Source organism: Aquimarina sp. 433, assembly GCF_054054605.1.
The window spans coordinates 758,877-777,937 of sequence record NZ_JBSWZK010000001.1; the positions used below are offsets into that span (position 1 = coordinate 758,877).

14 protein-coding genes are annotated in these 19,061 nt (G+C 33.3%); 8 read left to right on the top strand and 6 right to left on the bottom strand.

The genetic code is table 11. The annotated features are described in order from the left end of the window. Positions 1–13 precede the first annotated feature (13 nt). The 5 genes from ACWNT5_RS03250 to ACWNT5_RS03270 all read right to left on the bottom strand — a co-directional run bounded on the left by ACWNT5_RS03250 (position 14) and on the right by ACWNT5_RS03270 (position 4,433). Positions 14–934 carry a hypothetical protein gene (locus ACWNT5_RS03250; protein WP_456516593.1) on the bottom strand — a complete coding sequence of 307 codons (921 nt, stop codon included), beginning with the start codon at positions 932–934 and terminating at the stop codon, positions 14–16. Between the two features lie 79 nt (positions 935–1,013). Further along, positions 1,014–2,135: a helix-turn-helix domain-containing protein gene (locus ACWNT5_RS03255; protein ID WP_299604337.1), complete on the bottom strand. Its 1,122-nt coding sequence runs from the start codon at positions 2,133–2,135 to the stop codon at positions 1,014–1,016. Between the two features lie 99 nt (positions 2,136–2,234). After that, entirely contained in the window at positions 2,235–3,131 is an 897-nt protein-coding gene (locus ACWNT5_RS03260; protein WP_456516594.1) for an aldo/keto reductase, read from the bottom strand. Between the two features lie 36 nt (positions 3,132–3,167). Further along, positions 3,168–3,527, bottom strand: coding sequence for a YraN family protein (locus tag ACWNT5_RS03265; RefSeq protein WP_456516595.1), 360 nt, complete (start codon positions 3,525–3,527; stop codon positions 3,168–3,170). A 9-nt stretch (positions 3,528–3,536) separates the two neighbouring features. Beyond that, the gene (locus ACWNT5_RS03270) at positions 3,537–4,433 is read right to left on the bottom strand and encodes a S66 peptidase family protein (RefSeq protein ID WP_456516596.1); all 897 of its coding nucleotides are present in this window, start codon (positions 4,431–4,433) and stop codon (positions 3,537–3,539) included. A 103-nt stretch (positions 4,434–4,536) separates the two neighbouring features. On the opposite strand from ACWNT5_RS03270, the gene ACWNT5_RS03275 reads away from it, so the two are divergent. The 6 genes from ACWNT5_RS03275 (at position 4,537) to ACWNT5_RS03300 (ending at position 14,883) form a co-directional block, all read left to right on the top strand. Next, positions 4,537–6,081, top strand: a complete 1,545-nt coding sequence (locus tag ACWNT5_RS03275; protein ID WP_456516597.1) for a DUF1800 domain-containing protein — start codon at positions 4,537–4,539, stop codon at positions 6,079–6,081. 7 nt (positions 6,082–6,088) lie between these two features. Further along, positions 6,089–7,714: a DUF1501 domain-containing protein gene (locus tag ACWNT5_RS03280; RefSeq protein ID WP_299604347.1), complete on the top strand. Its 1,626-nt coding sequence runs from the start codon at positions 6,089–6,091 to the stop codon at positions 7,712–7,714. Between the two features lie 232 nt (positions 7,715–7,946). Then, positions 7,947–9,407, top strand: a complete 1,461-nt coding sequence (locus ACWNT5_RS03285) for a DUF1800 domain-containing protein (RefSeq protein ID WP_299604349.1) — start codon at positions 7,947–7,949, stop codon at positions 9,405–9,407. Between the two features lie 8 nt (positions 9,408–9,415). Then, a complete protein-coding gene (locus tag ACWNT5_RS03290) occupies positions 9,416–11,041 on the top strand; it encodes a DUF1501 domain-containing protein (protein ID WP_299894411.1) in 1,626 nt (541 codons plus the stop codon). Between the two features lie 201 nt (positions 11,042–11,242). Continuing rightward, complete coding sequence (gene metG, locus ACWNT5_RS03295) at positions 11,243–13,309, top strand: methionine--tRNA ligase (protein WP_456516598.1); 2,067 nt, start codon at positions 11,243–11,245, stop codon at positions 13,307–13,309. Positions 13,310–13,395: 86 nt separating this feature from the next. Further along, positions 13,396–14,883, top strand: coding sequence for a hypothetical protein (locus tag ACWNT5_RS03300; RefSeq protein WP_456516599.1), 1,488 nt, complete (start codon positions 13,396–13,398; stop codon positions 14,881–14,883). A gap of 22 nt (positions 14,884–14,905) precedes the next feature. Here ACWNT5_RS03300 and ACWNT5_RS03305 read toward each other — a convergent pair whose 3' ends face one another. Next, positions 14,906–16,159, bottom strand: coding sequence for an MFS transporter (locus tag ACWNT5_RS03305; protein WP_456516600.1), 1,254 nt, complete (start codon positions 16,157–16,159; stop codon positions 14,906–14,908). A gap of 137 nt (positions 16,160–16,296) precedes the next feature. Here ACWNT5_RS03305 and ACWNT5_RS03310 point away from each other — a divergent pair, with 137 nt between their 5' ends. Continuing rightward, positions 16,297–17,199 (top strand): histone deacetylase family protein, encoded by a 903-nt coding sequence (locus tag ACWNT5_RS03310; RefSeq protein ID WP_456516601.1) that lies wholly within the window; start codon positions 16,297–16,299, stop codon positions 17,197–17,199. A 267-nt stretch (positions 17,200–17,466) separates the two neighbouring features. Next, positions 17,467–18,939 carry a cellulase family glycosylhydrolase gene (locus ACWNT5_RS03315; protein WP_456516602.1) on the top strand — a complete coding sequence of 491 codons (1,473 nt, stop codon included), beginning with the start codon at positions 17,467–17,469 and terminating at the stop codon, positions 18,937–18,939. Positions 18,940–19,061 lie beyond the last annotated feature (122 nt).

Consider the following 19,061-nt stretch of genomic DNA (forward strand, 5'->3'; position numbering starts at 1 on the left):
ATTTGATTTAAGATTAATATTCAATACTACTTTCTATAATTCGCAGATTACTTGTTCCTGCATCAGAAACATATAAAGTCTTCTGATTTCTACTTGCCAAAATTCCGTTTGGGAAATTAAAAGTAGCCTCGGAAATATCACCATCGTTATTTCCTAAAATACTTCCAGCAAACACCTCAAATTCGTTCTCTTTATTAGGATTAATTTTATAAATTTTGTGTTCTCCAAGTTGTGTAGCAAAAAGAAAACCTCGTGCATACGTTAAAAATCCAAGGAAATTTGCATTCGCAGCCGTTGCAGGTAACTCAGCAATAAAAGTAAGAACACCATCTTTATACTTATAGATCTTTCTATCATTAAAATTTCCTATATATGCATCTCCTCTTTTATCGAATGCTATTCCTGCAGGTCCATTTATCGGTATTCCTTCATATAGTTTGGTTACCGTATTATCTTCTGATAAAATGTTAATAGTATTCGTATTATATTCAACAAATAACATATCATTTGTTCCTGGTATTCTTTTGATTCCTGCTGGAGAAATTGCAGGAATACTATCTAATTGGATTCCATCTTCAGAATATTGATAAATAGTATTTCCAAAATGATCGCAAACGTATACTTCATTCTTTTTGTTAATTCCAATACCGTTTGGAGAAACTAATCCATCTACAAATACGGTAACTTCTCTATCCGGATTCATTTTATAAACTGTATTTCCAACAAAATCAGACCCGTATAAATTCCCTTTTCGATCAATGGCCAACCCATCGTAAAAGGAACCTTCTACTACTGTCTCTACGGAGGTACTAATATTTGGCACTTCTCCTGATATACATGAAGAAAGCAATAAAAACGTAAGAAGAGCACATAACGTAATAAGAGTATATCTTAATTTTCGAAGACTAAAAAAATAACTAACTGTTCGTTTCATTTGATTTAATTTTAAGGTTTACTTCAAAATTGAATCAAAAATCTCCTCAAATCGACCGAGTGTATACTATGAAACGCTTTTAGCTAGTTTTTAAACTTTTAATATAATTGCTTGGAGTATCATTCTTAACCATTTTAAATGCCTTATTAAAAGTAGATTTAGAATTAAAACCAGAATCTAGTGATAAGGCCAAAATCGTGTGTTTAAAATGTTCTCCATTCTGAATTTTTGAAATAAATTCCTGAACTCTATATTGGTTGATATAGTCGTAAAAACTACATTGATGAATATTATTTAACAACCAAGAAACATTATTGGTAGTAGTACCCAATTCCTTAGCAAGATCTTTTAACGTAAGTTCATTATTAAGATATATTTTTTTAGCAACCATTAACTCCTCCAAAGATTTCTTGAGCTGCTCTAACTCTTTTCCCGACAATCGCTGCTTTATTTCTCTTTTTTTCTTCTGTATAGGAACTCTAAAAACCTCTGGCTGTTTTAAACTAAAGAAACCAACTATATAAATAAAAACAGGTATCGAAACCCAAATTAAATGATAACTTACAAAAGCCAATTCTCTTCTTCTAATAAAGAAACTATTCAGATAACTTATAACCCATAAAATCATAAAAATAGAAATACCTATCAAAAACATCTCAATATATTTTTGGACTTTTTGAGAATATGAAAGATTTGCTTTTTCCTCTTTCTTATAGATTTGTAATAAACCATAAGACAAAATAGTATACATAAGATTACTAACTAAGCCTAGGGTTTCGACAATAAAATAAATCATTCCAAAATCTCCATTCTGTATCATTTTTAATACTTCTTCCTGAGAATAAAATAGTGTCCAACCAAAAAAAGCAAGATGAAGAAATGCTGGAATAAAATGATACAACGACATTCGATATACTGGCGATTCTAAAAAAGTTAATCTCCTAATGTAGACATACAATAATGGACCAAAAATAAAAATCAATGTGTCTACAAAACATGCTATTCTAAAGAAGAGAACTCCAGAAAATTTTGGATAAAATATCCTTCCTATTAACATAATAGAAGCAATAAGCAATAGCAATGATAAAATTCTGTTAGCTGATTTATTTCTATTATGCAGTAATGAGAGCGTAATTGCTAGAAAAACACCTTGACTAATTCCTAAGAAAAGTAACAAATCAATAATTCCGAAAGAATTCATACCAGAGATTTTTCGTTTATTTCAAAACTAACCAAATTTTAAAATCAAGTAGTACGTTTGGGTACACTCATACTACTTTAACCATTTTTTTAACTAATTTTATCTATGATTCTTATAACGATGTATTGAGATCGTATTTAGTAATTTTTGATACGTTACATCAGAAAATGAAGGTGATTTTAATGTTTCTAAACAATCTAGTAATTGCTTTTTTGTTCTAAAACCTATCACAGATGAACTTATAGCAGAATTTTTGAGCACAAATTGTATCGCAGCTTCTTTTAGGGATAGATTATCTTTGGATACATCTTTTAATTTTTCAAGATTTTGTTCCACTTCCATAACTGAATGATCTAAATATTCTTTTATTGGTTTCCCTGCCAATAATCCTTTGGCCAAAGTGCCTCTTGCCAAAACACCTATATTATTTTCCTGTAATAACTCCAAACAACATTCTTCAGGTCTCCTATCCAAAAGACTATACTGCATCATTACACTTGTAACATTAGACTTTTGCACATAAGACCTAATAACATTCGGTCTAATAGATGAAATTCCATAGTACCTTATTTTTCCCTGTTTGATTAATGTTTCAAAAGCATCAATGGTTTCATCAATAGGATCGTCGATCGTACCTCCATGTAATTGATATAGATCTATATAATCGACCTGTAACCTCTTTAAACTATCTTCAACTGCTTTAATGATATATCTTTTACTTGGATTCCAATCCCAACCTTCTCCATTTTCTTTAATTTGATTTCCTACTTTAGTTCCAATAATAATTTGATCACGAAAACTCTTTACTGCTTTTCCCAAAAGCATCTCGTTTTCCCCATTTTGATATAAATCAGCAGTATCAAAATAGTTGATCCCCTTATCGAAAGCCGTTTGAATTAACTTTATTTCATCTGATGAGTTTTCCTGAAGAGACATACATCCAAAAGAGATTTCACTGATCTCCATATTCGAATTTCCAAGTTTGCGAAAGTTCATCGTATATAATATCTATTTTTATTTAATAATTTCTCATCAAAAATGATAAAATGCATCATCGAGATGTTCAATTCGGGTTCCTGAAGCATTTTTTATAATGGCAATAATATCAAAACGTATTTCTACGTCCATATCATTCTCTATAACATAGTGATCAATTGCTTTTACCAATGATTGTATTTGTTTTGGTTTTACAAAATTCTGAGGATCGCCAAACTCTGGAGTACTTCTTGTTTTCACTTCTACCGCTATGACTACATTGCCTTTCTTAGCAATGATATCGATTTCTGCCTTTTGATATCTAAAATTCTTTTCGAGAATAGTAAACCCTTTCCTCTCTAAAAATTCACTTGCTAATTTTTCTCCTTCTTTTCCTAGCTTATTATGTTCTGCCATTCCAATAAATTATACATATTCTAAAATTACCCCATCTTCTGAAACTTCTAAAGAAACTTCTTCTCCCAAAATCAACGCTCTGTTATCTTCTATATGACCCATAGGAAAATTAAATACTACAGGAAAATCATACGCTGACACAATATCCAAAATAATTTCCTCTACATTTTTCCCAAAAGGAATATTGTTATCATGCATCTTAGTCATCCCACCTACAATTAAACCAGATAACTTATCAAAATATCCATTCCTCTTTAGATTCTGAAACATTCTATCGATATGATATAAGTATTCATCTAAATCTTCAATGCATAGTATTTTATTGGTACAATCCAAAGAAGAAGCAGATCCACACATTGAATATAACATAGATAAGTTTCCTCCAACCAATTGTCCATGAGATTTTCCTAGTTTATTAATAGGTGTCGAAGGTATTTTATAACTAAAGTAGGTTCCAAACAGTGCATTGTACAAAGATTGTTTTGCCTGCTCTGTACTTTTAAAAATATCCACTGGCATTGCAGCATGTATTGTAGAAACTCCTAAATTGTGAACATGTGAATGAATTACCGTAATATCCGAATATCCAATGATCCATTTAGGATGTTTTCGAAAATTTGTAAAATCAAGTGAATCTATAATTCGTACTGTTCCATAACCTCCACGAGCACACCAGATAGCTTTAATTTCTGGATCATCTAACATCTTTTGAAAATCATTCTTCCTTTGTTCATCCGTTCCTGCAAATTGATTATCTTCTACATCAATTGTAGCTCCTACAACTGGCATCAAACCCCATTCTTTTAGAATATTAATCGCTTCTTTAATCTCTCTTTTAGTGATCTTTCTGGCTGTAGAAACAATTGCTATTTTATCTCCTTTTCCTACAAAATTTGGCTTCAACATTTCTTAAATTTTCATTTTATCATACTAATTAACAAATGTTTTCGTTCTAAACTATTATATTACAGTGAAAATCGTCCCTTAACACTAATTAAACCTATTGCCTATGATCTCTGATACTTCTTGTAACTTAGCATCGTTAGACCCTTATATTCCTACAGCAGAAAACCCATGGAATGTAAGTAAAATTAATCATTTGTACCGCAGGGTCGCCTTTGGAGCTACTAAAACACAAGTAATTGACGCTTTAAATCAAAACGATCCTTCTGCATTAGTGGATTCATTAATTGATGAAGCCTTAGCACTTGTTCCTACAGCTGCTCCTGAATGGGGTTTCTGGAATCGTGATCAGTTTGAAGCGGCAGAAATGCTGAATGAAGACAATGATATAAATTTTTATCAAGAAGAAGGTAAACGACAAATGATTTATGATTTCTTACAAAATGGTTTAAGAGATCGATTGACTCTTTTTTGGAGTAATCATTTTGTAACAGAGGACCAAACCTACAGAAGTCCTGCATACCAATATCAATATTATAATCTTCTTCAATTTCATGCCCTTGGTGATTTCAGACAATTCGTGTACGACATAGGAATTTCTTCGGCTATGTTAGTCTACTTAAATGGAGATGAAAACACCAGAGATCGACCTAATGAAAATTATGCTCGTGAATTATATGAATTATTTACGCTAGGAGTTGATAACGGATATGATGAAAATGATATCTTGGAAACTGCAAAAGCAATTACTGGTTGGACAGAGACCAATGATATCCCATGGGGACCTATTACTTTTAATCCTGGCCAGTTTAGTAATGACACTAAAACGATTTTTGGTCAATCAGCAAACTTTGGATACTATGGCTTAGGAAGTCCAGATGATGTTATTGCGCATCTGTTTGTACAAAGAGAAACACTTATTGCAAATTTTATCTGTGGTAAGCTATATACTTATTTCGTTAGTCCTACTTGCAACGAAGCGATTGTTGCAGAAATGGCTCAAACGTTTATTACTAATAATTTCCAAATTGCTCCTGTATTGCGTCAGCTGTTCAAGAGTGAACACTTCTTTGATCAGGAAGCGATAGGTGCTATTATAAAAAGTCCAATTGATCTATTTGTATCCCATTTTAATCAATTAAATTTTGAATCACCTCCTTCACTTGCTTCACTGAATTCATTACTTGGAAGAACTACTACTATTGGACAAGAAGTTCTTAATCCAATTGATGTAGAAGGTTGGCAGGGAGATGAAGATTGGATTAGCCCAGATTACTTAATTGGAAGATGGGAAGGTGTACAAAACATTATTAATACTTTCTATGCCCAAAATCAGACACAATTTGGTGATTTCCTAAATGGTCTTCCGATAGGAACACTAGCAGATGGGTTTGTAAATAACACATTGCAAGGAGAACAAGTAACGGTTGTAGTTAAGGCAATTTTAGATTACTTTTTACCAAGAGGTCTAGAAGATCAGACTTTGTTCGATGAAGCATTGGCAATATTCAAGGAATTTTATCCTGAAAATTACTACGAACCTGATGCTGTTGCTCCCTTTTTATGGACATTAGATTTATCAGGTGTTCCTGATCAATTCTATGCGCTATTAAGTCACATTGATGAATTGCCTGAATTCCAACTTAAATAATTAACCTATGTGCGATACACACCACCCCAACAATATAAAAACGAACGTTAAAGAAGGCGTTTGTAATACAGATGATCACAAAAAATGGAACCGTAGATCTTTTTTACAAGCTCTAGGACTTGTCGGAGGAGGATCCATGATGCTAGCAAATACAAATCTTACTGTTTCCAGACCTTCTCCTCTATCCGTAGCTTTAAGTCAGGCCGAAACAGATAATATTTTAATTATATGTAGACTTGGAGGAGGAAATGATGGTTATAATACCATCATACCAGTAAATCAATATGATATTTATGCCAATGCAAGACCTTTAATAAAAATACCTCCTAGCGAATTCATCAACTTAGAAGAAAATGAATATGCTATGCCCAAGCCAATGAATAAATTGGAGAATTTATGGGGAGACGGAATGATGAAGGTAGCACATGGCGTAGGTTATGAAGACCAAACTTTATCGCATTTTAGAGGTACCGATATCTGGGCAAATACAAATTTAGTGGAAGAAGAGCGATCTGGTTTTATGGGTAGATATTTTCAGGAATTGTATCCTAGTTATATTACTAATCCTCCAGAAAGTCCTCCATCTATTCAAATTGGTAGTATTGGTAACTTAATTTTTAGAGGACCAGAAAACGACTTCTCTTTTGCAATTTCTGATCCAAGACGATTAGAAGCTTACATCGAAAATCAAGGGTATAGTCTTGATCCTTCACCAGAATGTACATACGGAGATCGTTTAAATTTTATTAGAGAAAGTACAAACGTTACATATACATATGCCGAAGCAATTTCTGCTGCGTTTAATAGATCAACAGATTTCGGAGGATACCTAGAAGATGACAACTTCGCTAGACAAATGAGAATTGTTGCTCGTTTGATTAAAGGAAATTTAGGCACCAAAGTGTATATGGTAACTCTAGGTGGTTTTGATACTCATAATAACCAAATACAGAGGCATCAACAGTTATTAAACTCCTTTTCTGAAGGAATTAGTGCTTTTTATGCAGACCTTCAGGCTTCTGGATGGGACGACAAGGTATTAACCATGACAATTTCTGAATTTGGAAGAAGATTAGTAGAAAATGGTTCATTAGGAACGGATCATGGAACTATAGCCCCAATGATGTTTTTTGGTACAGGTCTTAATGGAAATGGATTTATCGGAGAACACCCAACACTTCCTGATAGCCCTACTGTAGGTTTCAATGCCGAAAGTACAAATGATTTTAGACAAATATACTCTACCGTTATGAAAGAATGGATGTGTATAGACCCTACAACGGTAAATGATGCATTACTGGGAGCAGAATTCGAATCTCTGGATTTAGGATTCTCTTGCGGTGGAGTAAGCCCAAATATTCCTGGAGATGGTGAAACACTTTCACACATTGTAACTTATGATGGTGGCCAGACCTTTATTAATATCAATAATCCCGAAACAACTCATGTGGATATTACATTGTTCAATATTATTGGTCAAAAAGTAGCAACATTACGAAATGAAATGCTTCTAGAAGGAGAGCATGTGATTGATGTTAAAGCTTCCTCAGAAACCAGACTTAGTACTGGACAATATGTATATAGAATCGAAACAGGATCTGGAAAATTTAGTAAATCATTATTGATCTCTTAATAGAGAGTTCAAATTAAAATTCAATAAAAAAGGCACTTTTTGGTTACCCAAAAAGTGCCTTTTTTATTGAACCTCACAAATACTAGCTCAACTTAAACGAATACTAGATAAGCTATAAAAAAGTTACTGTTATTACGTAATTTTTAGCGTTTTAAATTTTAATTTAAAACAACTCCAAATAATCACTCACTTTAATCGAACTAACAAAATTCTTAACTAACTCAATCTATTTATGACAACAACAAATACTTCATGTAATGTTGCTTCATTAAATGTCTATTCACCCAACAATTCTAATCCCTGGAATAGACAAAAAGTGAATCATTTATTTAGAAGAATTGGTTTTGGAGCAACTCCACAAATGGTAGAAGATGCCCTCAACCAAACTCCTGCTTCTTTAATTGACAATCTCATTGACGAAGCTTTGAACTTAAACCCTACTCCAGCACCTGTATGGGGATATTGGGTAAAAGATGATTTTGATGCCACTCCAGATAACCCATTCAGTTATAGAAGAGACTGGAAAAATCAAATGGTAGCAGATATGTTCCAGAATAACCTTAGAGATCGTCTTACCTTATTTTGGAGCAATCACTTTGTAACAGAAGATATTAATTATCAAAGTCCTGCATATTTGTTTCAATATTATAACCTATTGCAACTGCACTCTATAGGAAATTTTAAAGAATTCACTTCTGATATTGGACTTTCTTCTGCAATGCTTATCTATCTTAATGGATATGAAAACACAAAGAACAAACCAAACGAAAACTATGGAAGAGAACTCTATGAACTCTTCACATTAGGTGTAGATAATGGATACACGCAAAACGATATTGTTGAAACTTCCAGAGCTCTTACTGGTTGGAATAAAAGAGAACAACGATGGGGTCCAATAACATTCGACGCCAATAAATTTGATGATGAAGATAAAACGATATTCGGTCAAGTTGGAAATTGGGACTATAATGATGTCATTAATATTCTTTTTGAACAAAGACCTCAGCAAATAGCACAATTCATATGTGGTAAATTCTATCGTTACTTTGTAAGTCCAGTTGTAAACACAAGTATTGTGAATCAACTTGCACAAACATTTTTAGATAACAATTTTGAAATTGCTCCTGTACTAAGACAACTTTTTAAAAGTGAACATTTCTTTGACGAAAAATCATATGGAGTTCATATCAAAAGTCCTGTAGATGTTCAGATTAACTTTTTTAAAGATCTAGGGTTCGAATTACCTGCTGATTTTGAATTCAATAATAAAATACGTGGAGGTTGCCAGGAACTAGGTCAAGAACTACTAAAGCCTGTTGATGTAGCAGGCTGGCAAGGTGATAAAGATTGGATTGATTCTAGTACAATAACCCTAAGATGGGATAGACTTGGATGGTATGTTTGGAGAGCTTGGAGACATAATGAAGAGCAGTTTAGAACAATTGGTAAAAGTATTCTAGGAGGAAACTCTAATGATGTCGAGTTTGTCTCTAAATCAATCATGGATAATTTTTTATCTAAAGAACTTATTAGTGATACAGAATACGCTCAAGGATTAGAAATTTTTAAAGACCAAGTTCCAGAAAATTATTTTGAAGATGGCACTTGGGATCTAGATTGGGATACTGCTCCTAAGCAAGTATACAATCTTTTACAGTTTCTAATAAAAATTCCAGAATTCCAACTTAAATAAAAAACATCATGTGCGATACTCACTATACAAACTTTACACCTCAATCAGGGAGTTGTAATACTAAAGAACATAAAAAATGGAATCGTCGTTCATTTTTACAAGCCTTAGGGATTGTAGGTGGAGGAACTGTTGCATTTGCCAATACTGCCTTATCAGTATCTAAACCCTCACCTCTGTCTGCCGCTCTTAATGATTCCGAAACAGATAGAGTTCTTGTTATTGTAAGACTTAAAGGTGGAAACGATGGTTTAAACACCGTTATTCCTTTAAATCAATATGATACCTACGCTAACGCAAGACCTAATATTAGAATTAGAGAAAATCAACTCTTTAATCTTACTGATGAATATGGTATGCCAAATTATGCCAATAAATTCGAACAACTCTGGGGTAATGGGCAGATGAAAATAGTTCATGGCGTTGGATATGAACAAAGTGCTTTGTCTCATTTTACAGGATCAGATATTTGGGCAACATCAGATGTAACTGATCAGGAAACTTCTGGATGGATGGCGAGATATTTTGAAAATATTTATCCCGATTACTTACTTAATCCGCCAGAAAAACCCGCAGCTATTCAAATTGGAAGTAGTGGTAACCTTATTTTTAATGGGTCTCAAAATAATTTTGCATTTTCTGTTGCTGATCCTAAAAAACTATTTGAAATAGCACAAAATGGTTCATTGTATGATCTTAATAATTTACCCGATTGTACACATGGTGAAAAAGTTGGGTACCTAAAAGGTGTTGCTAATACAACATTTACCTATGCTGGTGTTATTAATGAAGCTTATGAAAGAACATCTGATTTTGGAAATTATCCAGACAATCGTCTTTCTCAGCAATTAAGTGTCGTTTCGAGACTTATTAAAGGTGATTTGGGAACTAAAGTATATTTTGTAACTCTTGGTGGTTTCGATACTCATAACGATCAATTAAACAGACAAGAAGAGTTGATTACTCAGTTATCAGAAACCATGGACTATTTCTATAAAGATCTTGCAGATGCCGGATGGGATGATAAAGTACTTTCTATGACAATATCCGAATTTGGGAGAAGAGTTAAAGAAAATGGATCTAGAGGAACTGACCACGGTACTGCTGCACCTATGATGCTTTTCGGAACTGGTTTAGAAGGTAACGGTTTTATTGGAGAACATCCAGACTTATCTAATTTAAATCAGAATGGAAACCTGTATAACACCAATGACTTTAGACAAGTATATGCTTCCCTAATGAAAGAATGGCTATGTGTGGATAGTAATTTGGTAAATGAAGTGTTACTTGGTCAACAATTTAACAATCTTGATTTAGGGTTTAGTTGTAATAGTTTAGGAACAGATGGTAACGATGGTGATGAGATTCCAACGTTCGACAACTTTAATCATACTGTTACCTACACCGATAATCAATCATATATACACATTACAAATGCCGAAGCTGGTCATACTAATGTGGACTTATATAGTTCTTCTGGACAAAAGATTGCAAATCTAAAAAATGAAATTCTTTTAGAAGGAGAACACGTCATAAATGTAAAACAGGCTGCAAAAACCACACTATCCGAAGGTTTTTATGCTTATAGAATCACAAAAGGTAAAAAAAGCTATAGCAAACCTGTCCTTATTCTATAAAAGACGATCATCAAAACACTTGAAATCAGCATCTATATCTTTTAGATGCTGATTTTTTATTTCTAATACTCTTGGTTTAAGTGAAAAAACACACATAATATCTAAGAATTCGCTATTCATAAAACAACCATATTATTTATATAAAGGTTTCTTATTTTATCTAGGTGTTTATTACCTTTGTCCCTCATTTTTACAAGCATTATGAGCACATCAAAGAGATACACAATTACATCCGCATTACCATATACAAATGGGCCTATTCATATCGGTCACCTTGCAGGAGTTTACGTTCCAGCAGATATTTACTCAAGATATCTTAGAATCACTGGAAACGACGTAGCCTTTATTTGTGGTAGCGATGAACACGGTGCTGCCATACCAATGCGAGCTAAAAAAGAAGGAGTTTCTCCACAAGTCATTATAGATAAATATCATGCAATCATCAAAAAGTCTTTCGAAGATTTTGGTATTACTTTCGACAATTACTCCCGTACCTCTGCTCCTATTCATCACGAAACAGCTTCAGAGTTTTTTAAAAAATTATATGATGATGGTAAATTTATCGAAGAGACTTCAGAACAATTATATGATCCAGAAGCTGATCAATTTTTAGCGGATCGTTTTGTAATTGGTACTTGTCCCAAATGTGGACATGAAGAAGCCTATGGAGATCAATGTGAAAACTGTGGAAGCTCTCTTAATGCTACCGATCTTATTAACCCAAAGTCAACCATATCTGGAGCAAAACCAACATTAAAACAAACCAAACACTGGTTTTTACCATTGGATCAATATGAAGACTTCCTAAAAGAATGGGTTTTAGTTGGTCATAAGAAAGACTGGAAAACAAATGTATATGGTCAGATAAAATCTTGGGTAGATGATGGCCTACGACCAAGAGCTGTAACTCGTGATTTAGATTGGGGTATTCCAGTTCCGGTAGAAGGTGCAGAAGGAAAAGTACTATATGTATGGTTTGATGCACCTATTGGTTACATTTCTTCTACCAAAGAATGGGCTGAAAGAGAAGGTAAAGATTGGGAACCTTATTGGAAAGACAAAGACACAAAGCTTGTCCATTTTATTGGTAAAGATAATATCGTATTCCATTGTATTATTTTCCCGAGTATGCTTAAAGCGGAAGGTAGCTATATCCTACCCGAAAATGTTCCTGCTAATGAATTCCTGAATTTAGAAGGAAACAAGCTATCTACTTCCAAAAACTGGGCAGTTTGGCTTCATGAATATTTAGAGGATTTCCCAGGAAAACAGGACGTATTACGCTACGTACTTACCGCAAACGCTCCAGAAACTAAGGATAATGATTTTACTTGGAAAGATTTTCAGGATAAAAACAATAATGAATTAGTAAATAATTTCGGAAACTTTGTAAATCGTATTGTGGTGCTTACTAATAAATATTATGAAGGCATTGTACCAACTCCCAATGAATTTTCGGAAGTGGATTTACAAACCTTAACAGCGCTTAGAGCTTATCCTAATGTTATAGGTAGTTCTATAGAAAGATATCGATTTAGAGAAGCAAGTCAGGAGTTATTAAATGTTTCCAGATTAGGAAATAAATATCTTGCAGACGAAGAGCCATGGAAACTTATCAAAACAGATCCCGAACGTGTAAAAACAATTATGTATGTTGGATTACAAATCGCATCTGCTTTGGCAACTTTATCTGAACCGTTTTTGCCATTTACTTCGCAAAAACTAAAAAATATGCTCGCACTAACATCTAATGATTTAGAAGTTCAGTGGAATGAAATAGCTGATAAAGAAATTTTATTAGTTGCTGGTCATAAAATCGAAAAAGGAGAATTATTATTTTCTAAAATAGATGATGCCGATATCCAAAAGCAACTGGATAAACTAGAAGCTACCAAAAAAGCTAACGAAGCAGAAAATAAAATTGTAGAGCCACAAAAAGACACAGCTACTTTTGAAGATTTTACCAAAATGGACTTACGTGTTGGGACGATTGTAGAAGCTGAAAAAATGCCAAAAGCTAAGAAGTTATTGGTGCTCAAAGTAGATACAGGGATTAATACAAGAACAATCGTTTCTGGGATTGCAGAACACTTTAAACCCCAAGATCTCATCGGAAAAAAAGTGACCGTTCTAGTTAACCTTGCACCAAGAAAACTAAGAGGTGTAGAAAGTGAAGGTATGATTCTTATGACGGAGACACCTGATGGAAAACTAGTATTTCTAAACCCTGATGAAGAAAGCGTAAAACCAGGAGCGGTAATTAGCTAATAAAAAGCTAAGAATATACAAGTTTAAAAAAGGGGTAACATTTATCCCTTTCTTGCAACTAATTGATACTAATTAAAAGATAAAAGATGAGAAAAGTTGTTATTTTAATTGGTGTATGGTGTGTTGTATTTTCATCAGTTGCACAAGAAAAAGTACTTGAATTAGGAGAGGTTTTTGAGAAAAAAAGATCCAATAAAGAATGCTATGCTCTGCCTAATCAGCTTAATAAAAATTTAGTCCTATTATTTGAAGAAGGAAAACAGTTTTATGCACAATTGGTGGATCAAGACTATCAAGAGGTGTCTAAAGTTAATGCTAAAACGATACCTTCTAAGTATCGATATATATTAGGCTATAATATTATAGGCAATAGATATTCTATCTTTTTTAGCAATAGTCAGAATACTAAATTTGGTGTTCAAACTTTTAACTTCGATACAAATATCTCAGAAAACACCCTTCTCGACTTTAAAATTAAAGGGGAGAAGTATGTAGAGAGTATTGTTCATAACAATAAGATTCACCTAATTACAATCACAAGAAAAACATCAGATCTTAATATTTATACTTTTGATCATGACTTCAAACCTACAAAACATGTAGTCTCCTTAAAAGAAATGGAGTATCCTAATCCAAAAAATAGAAATCATACAATAACAGCATACTATTTATTACTCTCTATTGCAGGAGACAGATCAAGATCAATAATTGATGTTGAAAAAATTGAAGGCAGTAATCCAAATGTTATTGAAACAACCTCAAAAGAAAACAAACTGTATCAACTGGATAATCAATTAATTTTTAGTTTTGATTATGATCATAAAAAGACTCAATTATGTTTTATTGATTTAGAAAAATTTTCAGCTGAGGTAAAATCATATGATAAACCCTCTAAAACAGAGGAAGGATATTCCAAAAGCAACTCGTATATTTTTGACAACAAACTTTTTCAGATTGCAAGCTCCAATCAAAAAATGAAGTTCACAGTATTAGATCTGGAAACCGAAAAAATAATCAAAGAATATAAAGTAACCAAAGCAGATTCTATTACATTTAAAAATTCTCCTATTATTCAAGAAGGTGGTGGTATGTTCCCTTCATTTTCCGAAAACAGAGTTCGCGAAATGGAAAAGACATCAAAATACCTTAGAAAAATCTCCTCTTCTAATCTTGGTATTTCTGTATATAAAGTAGATGATGAATACAACGTAGTTCTAGGAGGAACAAAAGAAATAATTACCAATAGTGGTTTCGGGATCAATGGTTTTGGTAGTGGATTAGGTTTTGGTGGAACCATTGATAATGGAATTTGGTTAAGTTTTAATCCTACCTTTTATGACTACAACACCTACACCACCACAAAATCTACATATATTAATTGCTTGTTTGATTCTAATTTTAATCACATTAAAGGGGATATCGGAAAGAATAGTTACGATATACTTTTCGAATTTGAAGATGGATTAAATGATGATATAAAAGCGGTAAATATCTTTTTACACCAAAATAAACTTCATTATGGCTTCTTTGATCCTAATAAAAAGACTTATGAGTTATTTAGCTTTAATAGATAAAATATAATATCAGTACTTTAACTTAGTCTTGCTCCAAATCCTTTCTAAGATCCAATTTTCTAAAAGCTGGAGAGAGTATAGAAGTTAAAATCACAGTGATTAATGTCATACTACCTCCAAACACAACTGCAGTTACAGTTCCCATATATTTAGCGGTAATACCACTTTCAAAAGCTCCTAATTCATTAGAAGAACCTACAAATATTGAATTTACTGAAGAGACCCTTCCTCTCATATGGTCTGGTGTTTTTAGTTGCAATATAGTTTGACGTATCACCATTGATATGCCATCCGTTACACCACTAAAAAAGAGCGCAACCACTGATATCCAAAAAACAGAAGAAAGTCCAAAGACAATAATACAGATTCCAAATCCAAAAACAGCTAGTAACAACTTCTTTCCTGCATTTTTATTAATTGGAAAATAAGCTGTAGTAAACATAATAATAAATGCTCCTACTGCTGGAGCTGCCCTTAAAACTCCAAATCCCTGAGGACCTACCTTAAGAATATCCTGAGCAAAAACAGGTAATAACGCTACTGCACCACCAAAAAGAACAGCAATCATATCTAATGTAAGTGCTCCTAATATAGCTTTCGTCTTAAAAACAAATCGAATTCCTTCTTTCAAACTTTGTAATACTGGCTCTCCGATATTTGGGTTCATTATTGGTTTTACAGGAATTCTCATCAAGCATATAAAAGCAAAAGTGGCCCAACCTACAATAACCAGCATAGACCAATTTACACCAATTAGATTAATCATAAAACCAGCTAGTGCAGGTCCCAATACTGCTCCAACTTGCCAGGTTGAACTACTCCAAGTTGCAGCATTTGGATATATTTTTTTTGGTACTAATAATGCCAAAAGAGAAAAAATAGTTGGGCCCAAAAAAGCCCTAACAATCCCACCACAGAAAACTAACACATATATTCCAAATAATACAGTGGATTGTTGCATAGAGTCTATAATTTCAGGGTTAGTAAGAAAAAACAATCCCAAACTAATACACAAAAAACCTAGAATACATATACGAAGTAAATTTCTTTTTTCTTTTTGGTCTACAATGTGGCCGGCAAATAAAGCCAATGATACTGCAGGAATCACCTCCATAAGACCTATAATACCCAAGGAAAGAGGATCTTTTGTAATACTATATACTTGCCACTCTATAACAATAAATTGCATGGTCCAGGCCATGACCAAAGAAAAACGCAAAACTAAAAAAATACTAAATTCTTTATATCGCAATGCGGAATATGGATCGTTTTTCATTGATTGAGTAGTTTGTCCTGATAAAGATATGGTATTACATTAAAATTTTTCGAGATGCTTAAGCTTAAATCCAGCGATTACAAAAAAGATAGTATATTCGTTTTTTCTTTATCGAACTTATCATTCTTATCGATCAAATGCTAAAAATAGCATATCATCCAATCTATAAACATCCATTACCCGAAGGACATCGATTTCCGATGATTAAGTACGAGCTACTACCAAAGCAATTATTGCATGAAGGTACTTGTTATAAAGAGAACTTCTTTACGCCGGAAATTCCAAATTCTACACCAATTTTAGCAGTACATACCAAAGAATATTATGAAGCATTAACTACTTTGTCCTTAGATCGAAAAGCCGTTCGAAAGATTGGCTTCCCTTTATCTCAAGAGCTTGTAAATCGTGAAATCATTATTGCCGATGGTACATTAAAAGCATCTGGATATGCCTTACAAAATGGTATCGCAATGAATATCGCTGGTGGCACACATCACGCTTATACAGATCGTGGAGAAGCTTTTTGTTTGTTAAATGATCAGGCAATTGGTGCGAGACAGCTGCTTCATAAAAAATTAGCAGAGAAAATACTGATCGTTGATCTCGACGTCCACCAAGGTAATGGAACTGCAGAAATTTTTGAGAAGGATCCAGCGGTCTTTACCTTTTCCATGCATGGAGCTAGTAATTATCCATTTAAGAAGGAACAATCCGATCTAGATATTCCGTTAGCCAATAATACCGGAGATAAGGAATATTTAAAAGCACTTAAAGAAACACTCCCTAAACTTATTGAAACACAAAAACCTGATTTTATTTACTATTTATGCGGTGTAGACATTTTAGCTTCTGATAAATTAGGCAAACTTGGCTGCACTTTGGATGGTTGCAAAGAAAGAGATCGATTCGTTTTACAGACCTGTAAAGATTTAGAAATTCCAGTAATGTGTTCCATGGGAGGTGGATACTCTCCCGACATTAAAATCATCATTGATGCCCATGCCAATACTTTTAGATTAGCACAAGACATCTTCTTTTAACACCAGTTAAATTCAAAAAGCAGCTGACTGATACTATTTGATTATTTATTAAAATTTTTACCTTATTCGTAACGAATAACTTTAGGGAATTTTCCTAATAACCTATTATAGGAAATTACACTAATCGCAAAAACGGATATCAAAACATAAAGAAAAGCGAATATTTAAAGTAAAAATCAAAAGAATACCTAAAAAGATTTTCCTAAATACTAAACTGTAATACCTTAACGTTAGGAGTCATACAAATCATTACTAAGCTTAACTAAAATGAAAAAAAACTACATCATGTTCTTGATGGCAATGGTATTGTCATCCGGAATCGCTATTTCCCAAGAAAATTGTCAAGGTAATTGGCTAAGCGTAAGTGGGAACAAATTATTAGACTCTAATGGAAATGAAGTAATCCTAGCAGGTGTTAACTGGTTTGGATTTGAAACCCAACTTAGCAGTTTCCATGGTATTTGGTCTAGAGATCACAAAAGTGTATTGCAGCAAGCCAAAGATCTAGGTTTTAATTGTTTCAGAATTCCTTGGCATAATATGATGCTAAGAGATGGTGCTTCGATAACCATAAACTCATACGGAACTGATCCTTATAGTGGTGCATCGCCTATGAATGAAGAAGAAGCGAGTTATACTACTCCTCTACAATTATTAGATCGAGCTATTCAATGGTGCCAAGAAAATGATATGAAAGTAATCCTGGACTGTCATTCTAGAAACCCTGATGCTTATTTAGTAGAAAAATTATGGTATACCGATAATGTTCCTGAACAACAATGGATCGATGATTGGGTATTCATAGCGGATCGTTACAAAGATTATGACGCAGTTATCGGAATGGATATTAATAATGAACCTAACGGTAAAATTGACAATCCAGAAGGTGCTAGATGGGGAACGAATGATGAATTCGATTGGCGCTTAGCAGCTGAAAAGTGTGGAAATGCAATCTTAGAAGTAAATCCTAACGTACTAATAATGGTAGAAGGGATCGAAGCATATAGAAAACCAGATGGAGAAGTAACATCGTATTGGTGGGGAGGAAATTTACAAGGAGCAAGAGACTTTCCGGTTAGACTTTCGAACCCAGCAAAACTAATGTATTCTCCGCATGAATATGGCCCAACCGTTTTTGATCAAGAATGGTTTTCTGCACCTGATTTCCCAGACAATATGCCAGGTATTTGGGAAGAACAATTTAATTTCCTGAATACAAATGGAACATCTCCTTTATTGGTGGGAGAATTAGGAATTAAAGGTCAAGGTGGAAAAGATGAAATTTGGTTCCAAAAATTCATTGATTATATCAAAGAGGAAAAATTACATTTCACATTTTGGGCGTTAAATCCTAATTCTGGAGATACAGGTGGTATTTTAGATAACGATTGGACGACTGTGGTGCAATGGAAAATGGATTACCTACAACCTATTTTATCTAATCCAATACCTAACTGTTCTGGATCTACATTAAGCGTAACTGATGTTTCTGACATATCATTTGGTATATACCCAAATCCAGCTTCGCAAATAGTAACTTTTAACTATAAACCTGGAAGTATAGAGTCTATCAAAATATATGATTTGAATGGAAGAAAAGTAGATTTTATACAAAATGATGTTTTGTCTTCTGACAGCTACAGATATGACATTTCGAAACTAACAGCAGGAATGTATCTTTCAGAAGTTACACCTTCTAACTCAAAAGAAGTATTTACAAAAAAGATTGTTATTCGATAATAGAGGATAATCAATAGTATTAAAAAAGCGGTTTATAGTAACTATAAACCGCTTTTTTAATGCAAAATTCTACATATAACAAAAACATGTACAAACGATTACATCTGATTATTGTATCTTGC